The sequence below is a fragment of the Sporomusa sp. KB1 genome, from assembly GCF_007830295.1.
GTDB lineage: Bacteria > Bacillota > Negativicutes > Sporomusales > Sporomusaceae > Sporomusa.
This window is the reverse complement of sequence record NZ_VLKC01000002.1, coordinates 4,660,401-4,677,706: the sequence shown is the minus strand read 5'-3', so window position 1 is coordinate 4,677,706 and position 17,306 is coordinate 4,660,401. Positions and strand designations below refer to the sequence as shown.

The 17,306-nt window shown below is 48.8% G+C and carries 14 protein-coding genes and 5 riboswitches; all 14 genes read right to left on the bottom strand.

Features of this window, described 5'->3' with window-relative positions:
- Positions 1 to 66: 66 nt before the first annotated feature.
- The gene (nikC, locus tag SALPA_RS25685; RefSeq protein WP_370516723.1) at positions 67 to 888 is read right to left on the bottom strand and encodes a nickel transporter permease; all 822 of its coding nucleotides are present in this window, start codon (positions 886 to 888) and stop codon (positions 67 to 69) included.
- Positions 889 to 1,830, bottom strand: coding sequence for a nickel ABC transporter permease (gene nikB / locus SALPA_RS25680; protein WP_145100782.1), 942 nt, complete (start codon positions 1,828 to 1,830; stop codon positions 889 to 891). It abuts the gene before it with no gap.
- Positions 1,831 to 1,937: 107 nt separating this feature from the next.
- Positions 1,938 to 3,257, bottom strand: a complete 1,320-nt coding sequence (locus SALPA_RS25675) for a putative porin (protein WP_145100779.1) — start codon at positions 3,255 to 3,257, stop codon at positions 1,938 to 1,940.
- Positions 3,258 to 3,543: 286 nt separating this feature from the next.
- Positions 3,544 to 3,726: riboswitch (cobalamin riboswitch) on the bottom strand.
- Between the two features lie 87 nt (positions 3,727 to 3,813).
- Positions 3,814 to 4,773 (bottom strand): hypothetical protein, encoded by a 960-nt coding sequence (locus tag SALPA_RS25670; protein WP_145100775.1) that lies wholly within the window; start codon positions 4,771 to 4,773, stop codon positions 3,814 to 3,816.
- A 183-nt stretch (positions 4,774 to 4,956) separates the two neighbouring features.
- Positions 4,957 to 5,139, bottom strand: a riboswitch (cobalamin riboswitch).
- Between the two features lie 83 nt (positions 5,140 to 5,222).
- Positions 5,223 to 5,759, bottom strand: coding sequence for an N-acetylmuramoyl-L-alanine amidase (locus SALPA_RS25665; protein ID WP_145100772.1), 537 nt, complete (start codon positions 5,757 to 5,759; stop codon positions 5,223 to 5,225).
- A 99-nt stretch (positions 5,760 to 5,858) separates the two neighbouring features.
- Positions 5,859 to 6,980: a hypothetical protein gene (locus tag SALPA_RS25660; RefSeq protein ID WP_145100769.1), complete on the bottom strand. Its 1,122-nt coding sequence runs from the start codon at positions 6,978 to 6,980 to the stop codon at positions 5,859 to 5,861.
- Between the two features lie 27 nt (positions 6,981 to 7,007).
- Positions 7,008 to 7,904, bottom strand: coding sequence for a C1 family peptidase (locus SALPA_RS25655; RefSeq protein ID WP_145100767.1), 897 nt, complete (start codon positions 7,902 to 7,904; stop codon positions 7,008 to 7,010).
- 200 nt (positions 7,905 to 8,104) lie between these two features.
- On the bottom strand, positions 8,105 to 8,179 hold the full coding sequence (locus tag SALPA_RS33350) for a putative holin-like toxin (RefSeq protein ID WP_222428203.1): 75 nt from the start codon (positions 8,177 to 8,179) through the stop codon (positions 8,105 to 8,107).
- A gap of 207 nt (positions 8,180 to 8,386) precedes the next feature.
- Positions 8,387 to 9,637, bottom strand: a complete 1,251-nt coding sequence (locus SALPA_RS25650; protein ID WP_145100764.1) for a hypothetical protein — start codon at positions 9,635 to 9,637, stop codon at positions 8,387 to 8,389.
- Between the two features lie 113 nt (positions 9,638 to 9,750).
- Positions 9,751 to 12,618: a TonB-dependent receptor gene (locus SALPA_RS25645; protein ID WP_255451358.1), complete on the bottom strand. Its 2,868-nt coding sequence runs from the start codon at positions 12,616 to 12,618 to the stop codon at positions 9,751 to 9,753.
- A 166-nt stretch (positions 12,619 to 12,784) separates the two neighbouring features.
- A riboswitch (cobalamin riboswitch) is annotated at positions 12,785 to 12,967 on the bottom strand.
- Positions 12,968 to 13,102: 135 nt separating this feature from the next.
- Positions 13,103 to 13,284, bottom strand: a riboswitch (cobalamin riboswitch).
- A gap of 158 nt (positions 13,285 to 13,442) precedes the next feature.
- Positions 13,443 to 14,141 (bottom strand): hypothetical protein, encoded by a 699-nt coding sequence (locus tag SALPA_RS25640; RefSeq protein WP_145100761.1) that lies wholly within the window; start codon positions 14,139 to 14,141, stop codon positions 13,443 to 13,445.
- 185 nt (positions 14,142 to 14,326) lie between these two features.
- Entirely contained in the window at positions 14,327 to 14,848 is a 522-nt protein-coding gene (locus tag SALPA_RS25635; RefSeq protein WP_145100760.1) for a hypothetical protein, read from the bottom strand.
- 120 nt (positions 14,849 to 14,968) lie between these two features.
- A riboswitch (cobalamin riboswitch) is annotated at positions 14,969 to 15,151 on the bottom strand.
- 114 nt (positions 15,152 to 15,265) lie between these two features.
- Positions 15,266 to 16,078, bottom strand: coding sequence for a hypothetical protein (locus SALPA_RS25630; protein ID WP_145100757.1), 813 nt, complete (start codon positions 16,076 to 16,078; stop codon positions 15,266 to 15,268).
- Between the two features lie 105 nt (positions 16,079 to 16,183).
- Positions 16,184 to 17,284 (bottom strand): adenosylcobinamide amidohydrolase, encoded by a 1,101-nt coding sequence (locus tag SALPA_RS25625; RefSeq protein ID WP_145100754.1) that lies wholly within the window; start codon positions 17,282 to 17,284, stop codon positions 16,184 to 16,186.
- Positions 17,285 to 17,306: the final 22 nt, after the last annotated feature.

Genomic DNA, 17,306 nt, shown 5'->3' with positions numbered 1-17,306 from the left:
AATAACAGACAAACGCAAATAAATTTCCCCCAATTTTTCACAAACTTCATCCCTCTCTATGTTTACTCAGTTTGCCCGCTGCGGGTCCATGATATCGCGCAGGCTGTCTCCCCAAAGATTGAATATCGCCACAACGATCAAGATTGCCGCCCCCGGATAAAGCATCAGCCAGGGAGCTGTCTGGATATGCTGCCTTCCCTCATTGAGCATTAGGCCCCATTCCGGTGTCGGCGGCTGAGCTCCAAAGCCTAAAAAAGATAGCCCGGCAAGTTCCATAATCATCGTTCCGATGTCCATAGCAGCTGTTACGACAATCGTAGACAGGATATTCGGCAAAATATGACGCCGCAGAATCTGCAGCGGCCTTGTCCCGTTGGTTACAGCTGCCGCGATAAAATCACGTTCGCGCAATTTCAGCGTAAGGCTGCGTCCCAACCGCGCATATTTAGTCCAACTCACTGCAGCCAGTGCTAAAATCGTATTCAGTATAGTCCCGCCCATTATACCGGCGATTGCAATAGCCAGCACAATCCCCGGGAAGGCCAGCATCATATCCACAATTCGCATGAGCACAATATCCACCTTGCCGCCGCAATAGCCGGAAATTACACCGATAAACGTTCCTAGCCCCGAAATAATGACAACCAGCGACACGGTCATCATCAGTGAGGTCCGCGTCCCGTAAAGAATACGCGTCAGGCAGTCGCGTCCAAGCTTGTCCGTGCCGAATAAATGTTCCGCCGACGGCGCCATCAGCGAATGCCGCATTGTCGCCTCATAAGGATCATAGGGTGCCAGCCATGGTGCAAATAGCGCAAGACCTGCAATCAAAAGAACAAAAAACGTATACAAGCCAAATAAAAACTTATCCTGTGTCCCCAATAACACTCAGCATGCTCCTTTCTTCAGCCGCGGATCAAGATAGGTATAGGAAATATCAACCAATAAATTAATCCCTGTATACAAGATGGCAATCCAGAGAACAAAGCCCTGTACCAGAGGATAATCACGCATCTCTATGGCATGTACAGCCATCTTGCCAAGTCCGGGCCAGGAAAAAACCATCTCAATAACAGCCACACCGCCTAGTAGCCAGCCAATCGACAGTCCCAGCAGCGTAACGAGCGGCAGACAGGCATTGGGCAGCACATGCCGCCAGAGAATCTTCCGCATGGGAAAGCCCCGTGTCCTTGCACCAATAATATAATCCTGTCCCAGTTCCTCCAAAACGGCCGTACGTACCTGCCGCGTGTACTTAGCCGACATCGCAATGGCCAGCGTAAGGGCGGGGAGCACCATCCTGTCCAGCGACACTACACCGCCTGCGACCGGAAAAAGCCTCAGCTTCAGCCCCAAAACATACAAGAGGATGAGTCCCACCCAAAAGCTTGGCATGGATACGCCTAAAAACGAAATTCCACGGATCAGATAATCAACCATGCGGTTTCTATACACGGCGGAAAGAATCCCGCAAGGTACTGAAATCAGGAGCATCATCACCAAAGCCGAGCCTGCCAGCACCAACGTTCCCGGCAGGCACTGCCAAAGGCGCTCGGCTACCGGTATCTTCGCCGAGTACGACATGCCCATATCCCCTTGCAAGACACCGGTAAACCAACGGATATACTGTATATGAAAAGGCTGGTCCAAGCCCAGCTGCGCCCGCGTCTCCGCAATCGTTTCCTCTGAAACAATGGTATCGCCTACCTCCAGCAGCATCTCTACCGGATCTCCCGGCGACAGATACATCAGGCAAAATGTTAGAAAGCTCACACCGACAAGAGCAAGCAGCATCTGTACCAAGCGATGTACAATCTCTTTTCGATTCAAAACACCATCTCCTCTGATAAAAATCCGTATAAAATCGTTTTCATAAACTAAAACCTTAATCCGTGGCACGTTTTAGCATAAAAGCAGAAAGAACCAGCGTTATTCTTTTAGAATTTAAAGTTGGTAATCAAGTGATACGAAGGTTTATACTCACTAAAGCCGGCTTTGTTTTCATCATATGGTTTTAGATTATAATATCTGGCTTCAACATTGGCGTTTTTGACAAATACATATTGCACGCCAAGGCCAAAGCCCTTGGCTCCTGCACCACCAATACCATTACCGCCGTTTACTACCAAAGTGCCTGGGTTGTTAGTTGAATCAACCGCATAATTTCCCAGACTTAGATAATCAAAATTGATGCCATAGGAACCAGGCTTGCTGTTGTCGATGCCTTTCCATTGTACCCTGCCCCAGTAGCCATGCTTTTGAGCATCTGACGGCAATTTGTCATGATTGTTTTCTACATATTCGCCGCTAACAGTAACGTCACCGGTTTTTGTTGTAAAACCATAGGCTGTTTGGTTAAAATTGTACCCGACAGAATTAGTCATGGTATCCAGATGAGCGACAGTCAGGTTAGTATTCTGGCCAATTTTTACATCCAGATTAGCTAAGGCTGCGTTTGTCGCGGCCCCACTGCCTGTATAGGCGGCTAAATCACCATAGCCGGCTGCTAGTTGGGCCCTGCCAAAATCATAGGTGGCGTAGGCTCCGTCAATTGAGTTGCCATCCCAGATAATTCCCTGGCCCAAAGATGGCACTATGCGACCAAGAGCAACGGTAATCTGCTTATTCTTCCATTGCAGTTCAGCCCGGTCAAAGGCAGGATTGGCATAAGTTGAACTTTTACTTGAACCATTGGCAGCGCGCTTATTACTGGTATGTGTTGCCAAAAGACGGCTATTGAATTTTAGATTATCGGTTATATCTGCCGCAATATTTAGTCTCACTCGCTCCTGGATGCGTGTGTCTGCGTCTTTATCAGTACTTTTAGCTTTTTGATCCCAGTTACTTTGGTAACGAATCCGGACATCACCATTGGTGATATTTATCGGCGATGCATTTTTCTCTACTTTATCTAACCGGCTGGCAACATTACTTGTTTCACTTAGGTTAAATTCAGGCGCAAATTCAGCTTTAAGTTTTTCAATTGTGGCTTGGGACGCCGCATCAGCCTGAGCTGATTTTGCCATGGCTTTTGCTACAATAGCTGCCATTTCGCAGCGTGTTAAGATAATATTTTCTTTATAAGCGCCACCGCCAAAGGCTTCGACAAGACCCGCTTCCGCCAATTGGCTGATAGCACTATAGGTCCAGTGTTTTTCCGGAACTACAGCAAAAAGATTTGCCGGGACGGCAAGTGAAGTCCCGGCCATACTTACACTGAATATGGCACACAAAGCAATAATCGTTTTCTTTTTCATCAATTTTCCCCTATTCTTGTATTTGCCTTTTTACAGTAAGAACAAAAATTAATTTAGTTTCTAATGCTTCATTATCATCCTCCAGGTTTTATAACCCACACCAAATAAGACATACTTAAACAATTGTGGTCAAAGGGAGCGGCAAAAACAAATTCCCGGCAGTAAAAAAGCCGGGAATGGAACAGTAAAGTAAAATAAAAAACTCCTGGTTTAAAGCCAGGAGTGAATTCAGCAAATACGTAATAGCACTTAACTGTAATCCCCTCCCCATACCGCGTGGGTGAAAAACGGTGATTGTCAGACAGGCAGTTCTCCTGGCTCCGGATCATAGTTTGCTTAAACCTTCCCAAGACTATTGTCCCAGTGGTATATCTTAAGCTTACTCCCCGTTACAGTGGCGGGACCGCGCCGGCTTTTAACCGGTCTTCCCTATTAAGCCCTAATGGGCACCTATCTCAATATATTCAGTTGACTGTTGAAACCATAATATTCTAAATTTTAATTAATGATATCAATGATTGACAAGGTTGTCAATCATTTTTTACAAAATTCACCATCAGACAGCTCTTGCACACAAGGCAATACCGGCAGTTATCACCACCATCGCAAGATAAATAGCGGTACCTGCAAGAGTAAGAATAACACCCAGCTTGACGCCAAATATCGAAACATTTGTCGGTAATACACGGGATACAGCATCATATACATTATGAAAAAAGGACGCCACCAAAAGCGTAAAAATTATCTCCTCCGCCACCAGTGCGCCGCTTTGCAGCAGCGTTCCGGCAACACCTATAGCCGCTATCAGCGTAGGTATACCGGCCAAAATGACTAAAGCTCCGGCTGCGGTCAGGTGAACCCCGTGTAAACCAGGAGCAACACCTGCCAGAATCTCATTAATGATATCTGTATGCATAAACAGCGCAAAGGCAAACGTAACAGGCATAAAGACTACGACTATATCCCAAAACTGCCAAAAGGCTGTCTTGGCCGCAACTACCAGATCGGTCTTGTCGGCTGTCGTACCGGAAAATGCCTGCCGGTGATCCGGCTTGCTGCCGTCATCTTGCCGGAAGTTAATGCGATTCCATAAGATGCCAATTACTGTTACAAGTGCACTCATGCCAATGTTTATCGCGATAAACGCCATGCCCAGCTTCCAGCCCAAACCGGCGATCAAAGCTGGACTGAAATAAAAGATAGTGAAATAGATCCCGGTAGGCAGAGAACCCATCAGATAAACAGCAATGATGCCACTTCTATTTACAATAGCGTTACGGCCGATTTCCGCCAGCATAGCATTAGCCGCATACCTGTTCAGTAAACATAAAATAAAGAACGGACCTAAAGCTTCCGGCAATTTGCCCAATGCTGTCATTGGCCGCAACACTTTGCTGAACCAAGAAAAAAAACGTCCGCTCTTAAGTACAACACCACAATAACAGCCTAAAAACATGGCCGGCAATGCTGTTTTCCACATTATTAAAACATCTGATAAGGCTAATGATATATCCATAGTATTATTCCTGTCGTGTTACTATAATTGTTGTAAAAATTAAAACTCTTGACCGTTTATAATCAGGAGTGGTGATAACCAGTAAGCTAATATAAAACTCCTGGCGGTTAGCCAGGAGCGAATTAAACTAGGTACACTTAAAAGTGCCTACTGTAATCCCCTCCCCATACCTCGTGGGTAACAAACGGTGATTGTCAGATAGGCAGTTCTCCTGACTTCGGATCATTGCGTGCTTAAACCTTCCCAAGACTATCGTCCCAGTGGCATATCTTAAGCTTGCTCCCCGTTACAGTGGCGGGACCGCGCCGGCGTTTAACCGGTCTTCCCTATTAAGCCCCTTAGGGCACCTAACTCAATACTATAAAATTACTACTACTTATAGTAGTAATACTACAGAGAAGCTACTATTTTGTCAATACTTTCTAAATAGAATCCAGGACATTAATCATTCATTTAGAAAAATAATCCGCCAGCCCACTGGCTATAGCTGCCGCCGCTGCCAACTGTCCCGCATTACTTGTCAGCAATTGCCGGTCGCTCTCATTAGAAATAAAGGCCACTTCCACCAGCACCGCCGGACAGTCCGTTTCCCTAAGCACCTGGAAATTAGCTTCTTTTACGCCACGATTGGCTGTTCCCAGTTTCTCTACCAGCCGGGCCTGCAGGCAGGCCGCCAGCTGCTCGCCGTTTACACTGTCCGGATAATGATAAACCTCCGTACCATGGGCAACCGGACTTTCTGCACTGTTAGTGTGAATGCTGATAAACACATCGGCCCTGTTTGTATTGGCAAATTCCGCCCGGAAAGACAAATCATCGGTCATAATGTCGCCACTGCGGGTAAGTAAAAACTCATAACCCTGTTCACAGCACTGCTCTGGCAGCAGCTTGGCAATTGCCAGCACCACATCGCACTCCTGCACGCCTTCGGCGCACGCTCCCGGCTCCACCGGCCCGGAATGGCCAGGATCAATCACAATTTTCATAAAAATTCCCCCATTTGCTTTTTTATTCAACGCAAATTTTTTTCACGTTGGTTGTCTTGCCTCGACATAGTGCCGCCTTACTAGTGAAGGCGGCATTTTCTATTCTATTTCTGCATTTATAACCAGCGCAAGAATCTTATCAGCAATGGCCGCATCATTCAAATTCTCATCGGCCAAAACCGGCGAAATTTGCCGCGATACCATTTCCGGATCAAGTGCCAACGCCCTGTCATTCAGCCATTGCGTATTTTTGCCTGTTTTGCTGCCTGGTTTGCTTTGGAAGGATATCCGCTCTTCATACTCCTTTTTTAACGCGGTCGCAACGCGCGTTTTATCGACGTAAGTCAAATCATCGGATTTGAAGACCGCCAGCATGACGGTTTTGAGGATCGTATCGCCGTCTGTTTTGTTAGTCATGCCTTTTTCAATCGCCGTATCCATGAGACTGCTATAATCGTCGAAATACCGGAAATCATCCCGATACAAGGCCGCTTCAATCAGGAACAACATATAGTCGTAACCAGTGAGTGGTTTGGCCGATTGCGAATCATCGCCGAACTGCAGTTGTGAATCCTTCACAAATAATTTTTCTGTTTCAAACTTGGCCGCATCGGCGGCAATGACCGCGAAATAGCCGTTTTGCAAGGATACCCCGCCAAGGCTGTCAGTACCTGAATATTCGTTGTGAAACACCAGATGAATCTCTTTATCCCCGGCATCGAATAAATCTTGCATCCCGCTAACAGCACTGGCAACGACCTTGAGAGTTGTCGACAGCTGGCCGGTAGTCAATAAAGTGGCAATACTGTTACTTATGTTGAGAAATTCCTGAAAGTAGTCTTTGGCAACATAGGCCAGTAACGCGGCACTAATGGCTACGTTGCCGCCGTGATACGGCACCAGGTTTGTTAAGGAATAATTGAGCTGTACCCCTTTTCCCAGGGAAGCTTGGTCAAGATCAAGCGTAAGCGGCCCGGCAATATAGGGTAATTCCTGCGCTGCATTGGAACCAAACTGCAGCTGCACGCTGGAAGAAACCACCGGGACATAGTTGCGGAATAATTTACGGTCATCCTTTAAGAACATTTCCGCCAGCCGCAGGCGGAAATAGTGCTGTCCCTCCTTAAACGCAATCGGCTCAATATCAGCTGCGATGGGAGTAAACACATAGTGCTTGGCCTCTCTTTTTATTAGGTTTTTAAACCAGTCGATGATGCTCATGGTTATACCTTCCCTTCCTTTCCGGTATTAAATTCCAAACTGATCGGCTTCCAGCCATTCCATATTGAGCAGCGACCAGAAATCACTCGCCAGCTTATTCAGGACATACGCATAAGGCAGCCAGCCATAGCCCGCCTCACCCCAGGCACTGCCCCAGGAATTGCGGATCAAGAGAGCGCCGCTAGTTTCCTGGTTGTACTTAGTATTTTTGATGACGACAGCATCATCATAGCCCACGGCAGCCACCGCGTGCCCCCACTCCGCCTGTTCGGCCGCGCCGGGGTAGGGAATGCCGCCGGCCACGTCCGACTCGGCAAACGAAGGAAAGCCATAAAAGCCGAACATCGCCGGAATACCGGCAGCCAGATATTTTTTCACGCTTGCCAGTACTTCAGCCGAGGCTTTGCCGCCGCCGGCCGCGTCGTGGCAAAAATACTGCAAAGCCTCATAATTGTCGGCCACGGCGTAGACGAAAGAGGTCGGCTCCTTGTCAAAATCCGGCGCTTTGTCGGTATAGGGCCAGTATTTTTCCGGCGGCACGCCGCACAAAGCCAGCGCGCCCATCGTATCCCGGATATAGGTTCCCTGGTCGCCGGTCACGCCCTGGAGATTGCGGGCATTTTTGTAGATAAACAGCCGGGAGGCGGTAATGCTCCGGGAATAAGAACGGTTTTCAAAATACTCGATAATGCCTGCCGCCGCATGGGCGGTGCAGGAACCCAGTTCCCCCTGCTCCTGCACCGGGGAGCACCACTGCCTTAGATCCACTTGCTGCGGCAGCGGGACCGTATCGTCGATCCCCAGCTTTGCCAGCGCGGCCGCCAGTTTCGGGTGAGACTCGTCATAGTCGCGCAGATCAGGCAGCGGCGGCCGCCAGCCGGTGCCCAGCCGCCTGTTGTCAGGCAATATTACCTGCAAATTCATGGGATTTCCTCCTTATCACCACATTTTATCAGAATTTTTCCCTTTCCGTTTTTCCAGGCGTTGCATATTTGGCGGTGTAAATGTATAATATAAAAAGGCTGACGTGTTCGACACACGCCAGCCTGCCAGGCTGCCTAACCGGTAACGGTTAGCCCAGCTAAAACGGTATCGAGAAATAACCGCATCCTTGGCCGGGGCAGTTATTTCCGGTTTATAATGAGCACAATCAGTGACGCAAATGCAATCATGAGATACATTGCCTCAAAGATTGACATCCCTACCACCTCCTTCCCAAAAAAGGAAGGAGCTAACCGTCGCAGCTCAGCCTGTATCACTATTATATCACATTTTCCAATTAAAGGAAATTGTTCCTTTTCCGGCTTGCCCGCCGGAGCAGACCGCCCTTACAGGATGAGGGCGGCTTTTTTGCTTTGTTCTTGGCTGGGCATAGCGCTAACCCAAATCCCAATGACTAGGCAACGCTATTTTTTCACCGCGAGCTTTTCCGCCAGTTCGCGGGCTTCGCGGGCCAGACGGATATGGGAGGCGAAGGATTTGGCCACATGCGCCGGCCGCGCTGCGCTGGCAGCGGTCAACGAGGTGTCGGGTGCGATGAAGCAAGCCGAATTGAGCGCGGTATAACCGGTGCTGCCCGCCAGATTGCTGGTGCTGAAGCTGGTCGGCGTCGAGCCGGTGGTCGTCGGCAGCGAACCATAGACATCAATAAGATTGCCTTTGATATACCAGAGCCGCGTTGGCGACGCTTCGGCCTGAATCCCCCATAAGTAGCCTGCGTTATTGATGCTCACCACTTCTGTCCAGTTGGCCGGCGACGACAGGTTGGCCACTGTGCTGTGGTAAATTTTACCCACCAGATTGGCATAGCTGCTGTCGTAATACCCCAGCAGGATATAGGCGTTGCTGCTGTTGGCGATCGTAATATCGCGGAAATCGCCGCTCATCCCGGACGCCAGCGACACGTTGGCAACCGACATGGCGTCATCGTCGTCGATAGTAACAATGCTCAGGCAGGTAGCGGTGTTGTAGCTGCCGGCGTTCTGCATGCCGCCCAGCGCGCAAATGTACAGCTTGTTGCCGTACAGCTCCAGGGTGAAGGCATTTTTGCCGACGCGGATATAATCGATGTACTCTAGGGTCCCATCACTCTTTATTTCGTATTGCACCACATAGCTGTCGTCATAGGTGGAATAGCCGCCGCCGGGATTGCAGGTGAACAGCGCGTAGAGAAACCCGTTATAAACCGCCAGTCCTTCGCCGTGATAGGATGTCCCCGTCACCGCCAGTTCGGAAGGAAAATCATAGCTGGATTGCTGGCTGTATGTATCGCTAGTCATAAGAACACGCGCAATTTTGGCCAGATCATAGCCGGTAGCATAAAGATAGCTGCCGGAGGTTGCCACTGCGTGCAGATTGGCCACGGCCGACCAGGTCTGGCTGGCCAGCGGGCTGGTCCAGGTCCCCTGCGGGGCGATGATCTGATTGGCAATTAAAGAAGTTGTACTATAATTATACTGCCGCAGCACCAGCCGGCTGTTCAGGCCCTGGAAGAAATTGAAGAAGGCGGCGTCGCCGTTTAACAATGCGGTCTCAGCGTCAAAGATTTTTATAACAGCCGTCGTATCCACGCTGGCGCTGCTTCTGTCGCCCACAATGGCGCCAGCCGCGCTGGCGCTGTAATTAGTAATGGTATACGCGAATAAATTTTCACTCATAATTTTTCCACTCCCTGTTTTTTATTTTTTGTTCCGGCTATCCCCTTACGGGGGTCTTCCCTTGCACCGCAGCCTAGCCCATTGGCCTCACCCCCTTTGCAGGCTGTCCCCGCTCAAAAATTATATTGCAGCGTCGTGTAATAGGTGCGCCCTTGATAAGGATACTCGATGTTATAAATGTAATTCCCATTCCAGCCCCCTTTGACTTTCGGGCCGGCGTTGCAGAGGTCGTCGACGCCCACGACCAGTTCCACATCTTTGCGGAATTTATGCTTTACCCCCAGGCCGACCGTCGTCAGCGCCTCTATGGCCTGATTCTCGTAGGTACTGTAGGAGGTATACATTTTCCCGACATATTTGACTTCGCCGAAGATGGAATTCCGGTTGTCCGGCCGGTAGGTGACCCGCGCCGAACCTTCCCATTTCGGCGTATAGCTGGTGTTGATGTCATAGTAGGTATTGTCGCCGGTGGCGGACGTGTCGCGGCGTTTGGCTGTGGTGTCCATATAGGTGGCCGCCAAGTTCAGATCCCACTTTGCCCAACTGAGGTTGGTCTGCAATTCCAGGCCGCGGACCCGGCCCTCGGCACTGTTGCTGTAGCACCAGTAATCATAGCCGTAGCGCCAGAGCTGCAGCAGATTCTTGGCATTGCGGCCGAAATAGGTCAGTTGAATATTGCTGTCCGCCCCCAGCAGCCGGTTATTCCAGATAGCGGTCACGTCCCACTGCTTGCCTTCCTCCGGCAGCGGAAAGGACGATACCAGGCTGCCGTTCTTGTACATGGCCGGCGCCGGCAGGATGCCGGCGCCGTCGCCGGCGATTTCGTAGAGGTTGAGCAGGCGGTAGTAGCTGCCGCCGGTGGCCCGCAGGGTCAGGTGGTCGTTGACCTTCTTCTTCAGGGCCAGCTGCCAGGTCGTCTTGTCCGAAGTTTGCTCGATCGACTTGTTCCACTGGTGCTGCGCGTCATAGTCCAGCGGGTTGGAGCCGTAGGTGGTGCTGGAGTTGTAGCGGATGCTTGGGGTCAGCCACAGATCGCCGGCGTCGTTTAAGGTAATGGTGTCCTGGAGCTGCAGGTTGAGAAGCGCCTGCGTATAGTAGGTACGGTAGCGGACCGGGTCGGGATTGGTGCCGTCGGTTACCTTCGAGCCGCGCACATGCATGCTCTCCTTGGAATAACCGGCCAAGAACTCCAGCAGATGGCGCTCACCGGCCTTGTACGTCCCGTCGATGCTGCCGCCCCACCGCTGGGAGGTATACTCGCTCCATTTGCGAAACGGCGTATTCCAGTAAGCCGAGTTATCATTCTCATACAGGCCGGCGCTTAAGTTGCGGTAACTCTTCTGGGAGTCCAGGTAGTTGACCGACCAGCCCCATTCCAGCTTGCCGGCCGTGTCCCGGCGCCCGACCTGCATTTCCTTGGTGACGATTTTTTGTTTCCGCTCGCAGTTAAAGATATTGGCATTATCGGTATCAACGTATGCACCTATGTCCCCGCCCGCTGACAACAGCGAATTGGGCAGATGACGGTCGATCTCTTTCCAGGTGGCCTTGGCCGTCCAGTGGTCGTCCTGCCACTTGATGATGGCGTCGGTGTTCTTATAGTCGTTGTACTTGCGATGGCGCGTCCCGTCGCCCAGCTGGTCCTTTTTGGCCTGATCGGCGTCCTTTTGCGTTTGAAAGGATTGATAGTCTGAACTCGTAGCAGGATCCACCGAGTCAACTACTGTTGTCGCATTTTTCATCGCATAGTACTTGTAATAGGTGGTATCGCCGGCGGCTATCGCGGCTTTGATTTCCTCATTGGTAACGGTTACGCCATAGTAGGCGGCGGCACTGCGCAGTTTAGTCACGCTGACCGAAGACGAATCTGAGTAATACTTACTGTAGACCGTCTCATAAAGATTGGTCAATCCGTCCCCGTTGTCATCCCCATAAGCCCATGTCTGCCAGGCGGCAAGATCTGCCGCATAAGAAGCCGCTTGGTCATTGGTCAGAACACCTGAACCCGAGTATGTAGAACCAGTAGTAAGGTCTGTCCAGCTGGACCCCAGACTAACTATCTTATAATACTGCCAGCTTGCCATAGAGGAATCCATCAGCGCCATATCTGTATCCAGGTCAGCCACCACCGACGAACTGGCGTAGTTCTTGTAGCGGAAATCGCCTTTGCTCTGCTCCCGGTTGACGCCCACCATCAGGCTGCCCTTGCCCAGCGGGGCGTCGACTTCCAGGCTGCCCTTGTAGCCGCCGTAGGAGCTTTTGCCGATGGAGGCACTGATATCTTCTTTGGTCGGTCTTTTGGTCACAATGTTGATGACGCCGCCCATGAAGGTGCCGCCGAACCGTGCCGGAATATAGCCGCGGTACACTTCAATACGTTCCACGTTTTTCACCGGAATGGTGGATATGTCGGCAGCCGCATCGCCGCCCAGCGTAAACAGCACCCCGTCAACAAACACCCCCACCTGGGCAGCCGTTGAGCCGCGGACGCTGACGGTGGTATATTGGCCTTTGCCGTTAACGTCCCGGACATGGACGCCCGGTACGGTTTTTAAGAGATCGGCCAGGGATTTTTGTTCGCCGCGGTAATCAGACGGCCGGATGATGGTCACCGTCCCCGGCGAGAGCTTACTTTCCCAGTCCGGCCGCGGCGCTTCTACCGTCACCGCCGGCAGGTCATAGGCCTCAGCCCCTGCCTTGTCGCTGCTTACCACACCGCTTGCTGCCTGCACTTGTTCACTGTCAGTTGTTTTTGTAGTCTCATTTGACGCCTGCCCCGGTTCACTGTCAGCCGCAGTTGCAGTTTCCTTTGTTTCCTGCAATTGCTCACTGCCTGTTGCCGGTACAGGTTCACTTGTCGTTTGCGGCTGCTCGTCATTTGCCGCATACACCAAGCCATGGAGCTGGGGCGCAGTGCTGAGCGTCAGCGCACAGGCGATACTCATTGCCAAGACTTTTTTCGTTAACTTGCGTTGCTTCACTGTAAAACCTCTCCTCTTTCAACCATATGGAAGCCCACCTTGATAAAAATAATAAGCTGGCAATAGCAAATAAAAAAACTCCCATATTGGGAGTGCTTACGCCAAGCTGCCAGATCATTATTATCCGGTAACCTTACGTAATCCCCTCCCTGTCACTCGCAGGTAAAATGGTGATTGTCAAATAGGCAGTTCTCCTGACTCCGGTTCATGGCTTTCCCGCGCCTTCCCAAAGCGATTGCTCCAGTGGCAACTATGCGAGATTGCTCCCCGTTACAGTGGCGTGACCGTGCCGGCCTTTAACCGGCTTCCCTATTAAGCCCCGAAGGGCACCTATTCCGATATCCTGTGATATCTGCTATGCTGTTGTTGGTAAGTCATTGCTTGTCCCACCTGGTGACAAGCGGTAAATAAAATAACCCCCCGGTATGTCATAGGGGGGTCACTGCTGTTTGTTCATTAAATCCCCTCCCCATCTTCGCAGGTCAACGGTGATTGTTGTACAGGCAGTTCTCCTGGCTCTGGATCATTACGCTGCCAAACCTTCCCAGGATTTGTATCCCAGTGGCATTTCTTGGCTTTGCTCCCCATTACAGTGGCGGGACCGCGCCGGTATTTAACCGGCTTCTCTATGAAGCCCTTACGGGCACCTGTACCTTTAGGTTATGTATTTGTCTTATATTTCCTTCTTTTGTATAATTTTAGCACTAATGGCTATGATTGTCACGAAAATTTATTCTGCTTATTTCGACATTTTTTCTGCTTTTCTCCAACACGTATATAGTACAGGCATCACTTGCCGGGTTTTGCCGTTTCTTTCACTTAGGTTATAGCCGCCTGACAGCAGGTTCAAAGCACTTTCCCTGTAGACTACACTCACCGGCGGCCACTTCCTTTTCCATTTCTGCCTTTTGACTGCTTTGCCGGATTAAATGACAAAATTCATATAAGATGGTTGTTACGATCTTAGGATGTACTTTGATTGACGGTATCGGAGGAACCAATTCTACCAGTTTTTTCTCGTTCAGGTACTCTATTACCGCATAATAATCCAGTTTTTTGTGTTCTTCCTGGCATTGCTCCCTAAATTGTTCGGTAAACGCTTTGGTATCATTCAGATTTCGAATTAACTTAAAATAATTCGGCACCCGCTTGTGATTGTTAGTAAAATATTTTTTGAAGATCAATATCAATACGGCATTCACATCTTCGGTGCTAAATTTTATGACCTGCCCTTGTTGTCTGTCAACATATATGGCATTAAATAACGAATAGCAAAAAATAAAAAGAAAATATTGATTAAAATCAAGGGAATTGGCTGCACTGGGCAAAAACAGACTGAATTTTGTTATCACATACAAATATCGATTTAATTTTTTTTCGCTAAGCCCATTCGGTTTTTTTACCACTTCCGCTAACACCTCTGCGGCCCATTGTACGATTTCTTGATCGGCCGCTTGCCGCTCACTGGGGGTCGCCGTATCCAGGTGAACGAAATCAATATTTGGCACTTTAATCATAGGCATACCTACCTCCCTACACCTTGCACAAGAGCTTAATGAAATGACCAAACGATGCATATCTGATTATATGCATCGTTTGGATTTAGGGACAGCGCACCTGTCCCCGTATTCCGTTCCAGGCGGCGTCGATTCAGGTGGAGTAGCCTCTCCACCTGAATTCCCGATGTTTCAGCCTTGTTGAAATGAGTTCACTTGTTTCGGTCATAGCTTTTAACAATATAGTACATGGACTCAGCAAAGGTATTTGGCGTAACAGCAACAAATTTGGCAGTTTTCTTGGTATCTTCCACTACAATTCCTTGTTCGCTAACTATCCTGGTCTCTGTTACTGCATACATTTTTCCCTTTAGCTGAAAGACCATCTGCATTTCGCTGAGGGTGACTTTGTCACCTGCGCTCAGTTTTCCCTGATACTTTTCGTTCAAATTGCCGATAATCTTCGAATCGGCAAAAATGGTTCTAACCAGAACATGTACCAAATTTTTATCTGTTTCATCAATGTGCAGTGATTTATTGTCAAACAAATAACTACCAATGTCATTGGCAAATACACCAGACCAGCGTTGCCGCTCGATTTCTTCTGCGGTTGGTTTTTGCAAAACGCTAAGCTCCCAAGCCAACGGCGAAGTATCTGCCGGTTCTGCGGCCTGTACAGAAATACCGGGAAGTAAGAAACAACCTAAAAGTAATAATAGTACTGAATTCTTCATTGTAAATGCTCCTTTAAGCCCTCTCCCTGCTGAATTAATTTATAAAATAAAAGCATCCCCCTGTGACGACCGAAGGAGGCTGCTTGTTCATCAAAATCCCCTCCCCATCGCTCGCAGGTCTACGGTGATTGTTGTACAGGCAGTTCTCCTGGCTCTGGATCGTTGCGCAGCCAAACCTTCCCAGGACTATATATCCCAGTGGCATCTCTTGGCATTGCTCCCCATTACAGTGGCGGGACCGCGCCGGTCTTTCACCGGCTTTTCTATGAAGCCCTTGCGGGCACCTGTACCTTTACGCTATATATTTGTCTTATATTTCCTTCTTTTATCTAATTCTAGCACTAATGGTTATACTTGTCATGAAAATTCATTCTGCTTATTTCGACATTTTTTTTATTTAGCTATTCTTCTCAGTTATTAAGGCATACCCTGTTCAAATTTAACCTTTATCTTCGCTGCCCCTATTTCATTAAACTCAACAGCTGAGCCTGCAGAAAAACCTTTGTGTGTTCCATCTTCAGCTAACAGCACTACATCTTCTTTTACTGTTCCGGAAGTCAGTTCTCCTTTTTCATTGAACGTAACGGTTTTTCCCTTACTAAATTTAATAAATCCTGCAGAATTATCTCCTTTGAGAAGCTTTTGCCAGCCAACCGGGCGCAAATATGTATCCTCATCCAAAGTACCGGATAAAACCGCACCTGAGTTGAAAAACATCAAAATGGTATCACTCTTGAAAGTCACAAAACCATATTTTTCGTCTACCAAACGAACCGTAGCCTTATTCGCTATTGTCCCAGAAATAACATCTCCCTGTTCACTAAAAATCACCTCTGTTCCACCTTTATAAAGCAAGTGTCCGTAACCCGGAATGCTCACAGCATAATCGTTGTTGAAAAACGGATGGTAATAAAAATGGTGGTAATAAGGTCCAAAATCGGTATGGACAGTTGTATAGTAATAGTCATTAATCACCCGATTCCAGCCACGCGGCGCCAGCAAAGTGTCCTTGTCAATTGTCCCAGAAACAACTTCCTCTTGTTCATTCAAACTGATGCTAGTATTTTTTTTGAATTGAATAGAATCACCGACACCCCATCCCTGCGGATGAAGTTTAGTATCTTTCGATAAAATTCTGGTTTCAGCACAAACATCAGGCATTGTCACAGTAAGCGATACCCCACACACAATTATGCATACTAATAAACGAGCAACAAAGTGAACAATCATAGCTCATCATCCCCCTTGTAATCTTTTCCTTTATTATAGCAAATTGTTAGCTAAATGAATGCTTTTAAACGAATTAAAAACAATAATATATACAAAGCTTAGAAATCATCCTATTAATTCCCTGCACTTTTTCTTAATAATTGCCAGCAGCACAGACTGCCAGGCTTTTAAGCAAGAATCAATACAAGTGCCAATAATCACCGGCGCTTCCACACCGTATTTGGTGGCGGCTGCCGTAAGCAGTTCATTAGCAGCCTGCCGCACTTCGATGCCTGACAATAGTTCCCACTGGAGTTCATCCAAAAGGTGTACATATAAAGCGGCATATGTCACTAAGTAGTTGTCGCTGTCGATTTGATGCAGTACATCGAGAAACTTGGGTTTAATCACCACCTTGCCGGTATTGCCGACATAAGCCTGCCAAAGATTTTCTTCCAATATTCCATACCGTTTGAATCTACGTAACATACTGTGCTGTTGGCGTGGCGACAAACCGGTCTGCTTGCCTAAAGCCTCTTTGACCGCCGGCAGTACTGCCTTGCCAATCAGTTCCCCCAGCTTAGAATGCTTGCCAGCACTTTCCAAGTATAGCGGCGAGGCGGGATTGGCAATGACAATGGTCTGATCGGTGCCTGAACCGGTAGCCAGACCTGTCGAATAATTACTGCCTGCCATAAGCTCCTGCAAAGCAGCCGTTTTAGCCTCAGTACAAGTAACCAGCACCCGGTTCAGGATACCTGGCGGCAAATCAGCGTCAATGACCAGAATAATATTGATGGTGCCAGGTTTTTCCAGTGTACTTTTAGCAATCGGTTTAAAATAATCTGCCGGATCGCCAACACGACCGCCATTAACCTCAACCCCGCCGGTGACAATAGCGGTTACTGTCAAATTTTCATAGCACTCCGTATGTATTGCCACATTTTCCATTGAGGCCGCCGTCCCCATTCCGGCGGTTGTCGCCGGGTCAAGGCCGATTTCTTCGGTAATGATCCGCATGTGTTCCTGATAGGTGGGCGCCCGCATAGTGCAGGCCATCCCCGTCCCGGGGTTACAGTCATTATTGAACACGGCTGTCAGATCTTCCCGATAGCCGCCATTGACAATCGCGGTGCTACTCACTTTGCGCGGTTGCTCAAACGGAATGACAATACTTTTATAATACCTATAGACAGAATCACCGGTAGCTAAAACGCAAAGTTTCAAAGCCTGTTCCCTCCCATGTATC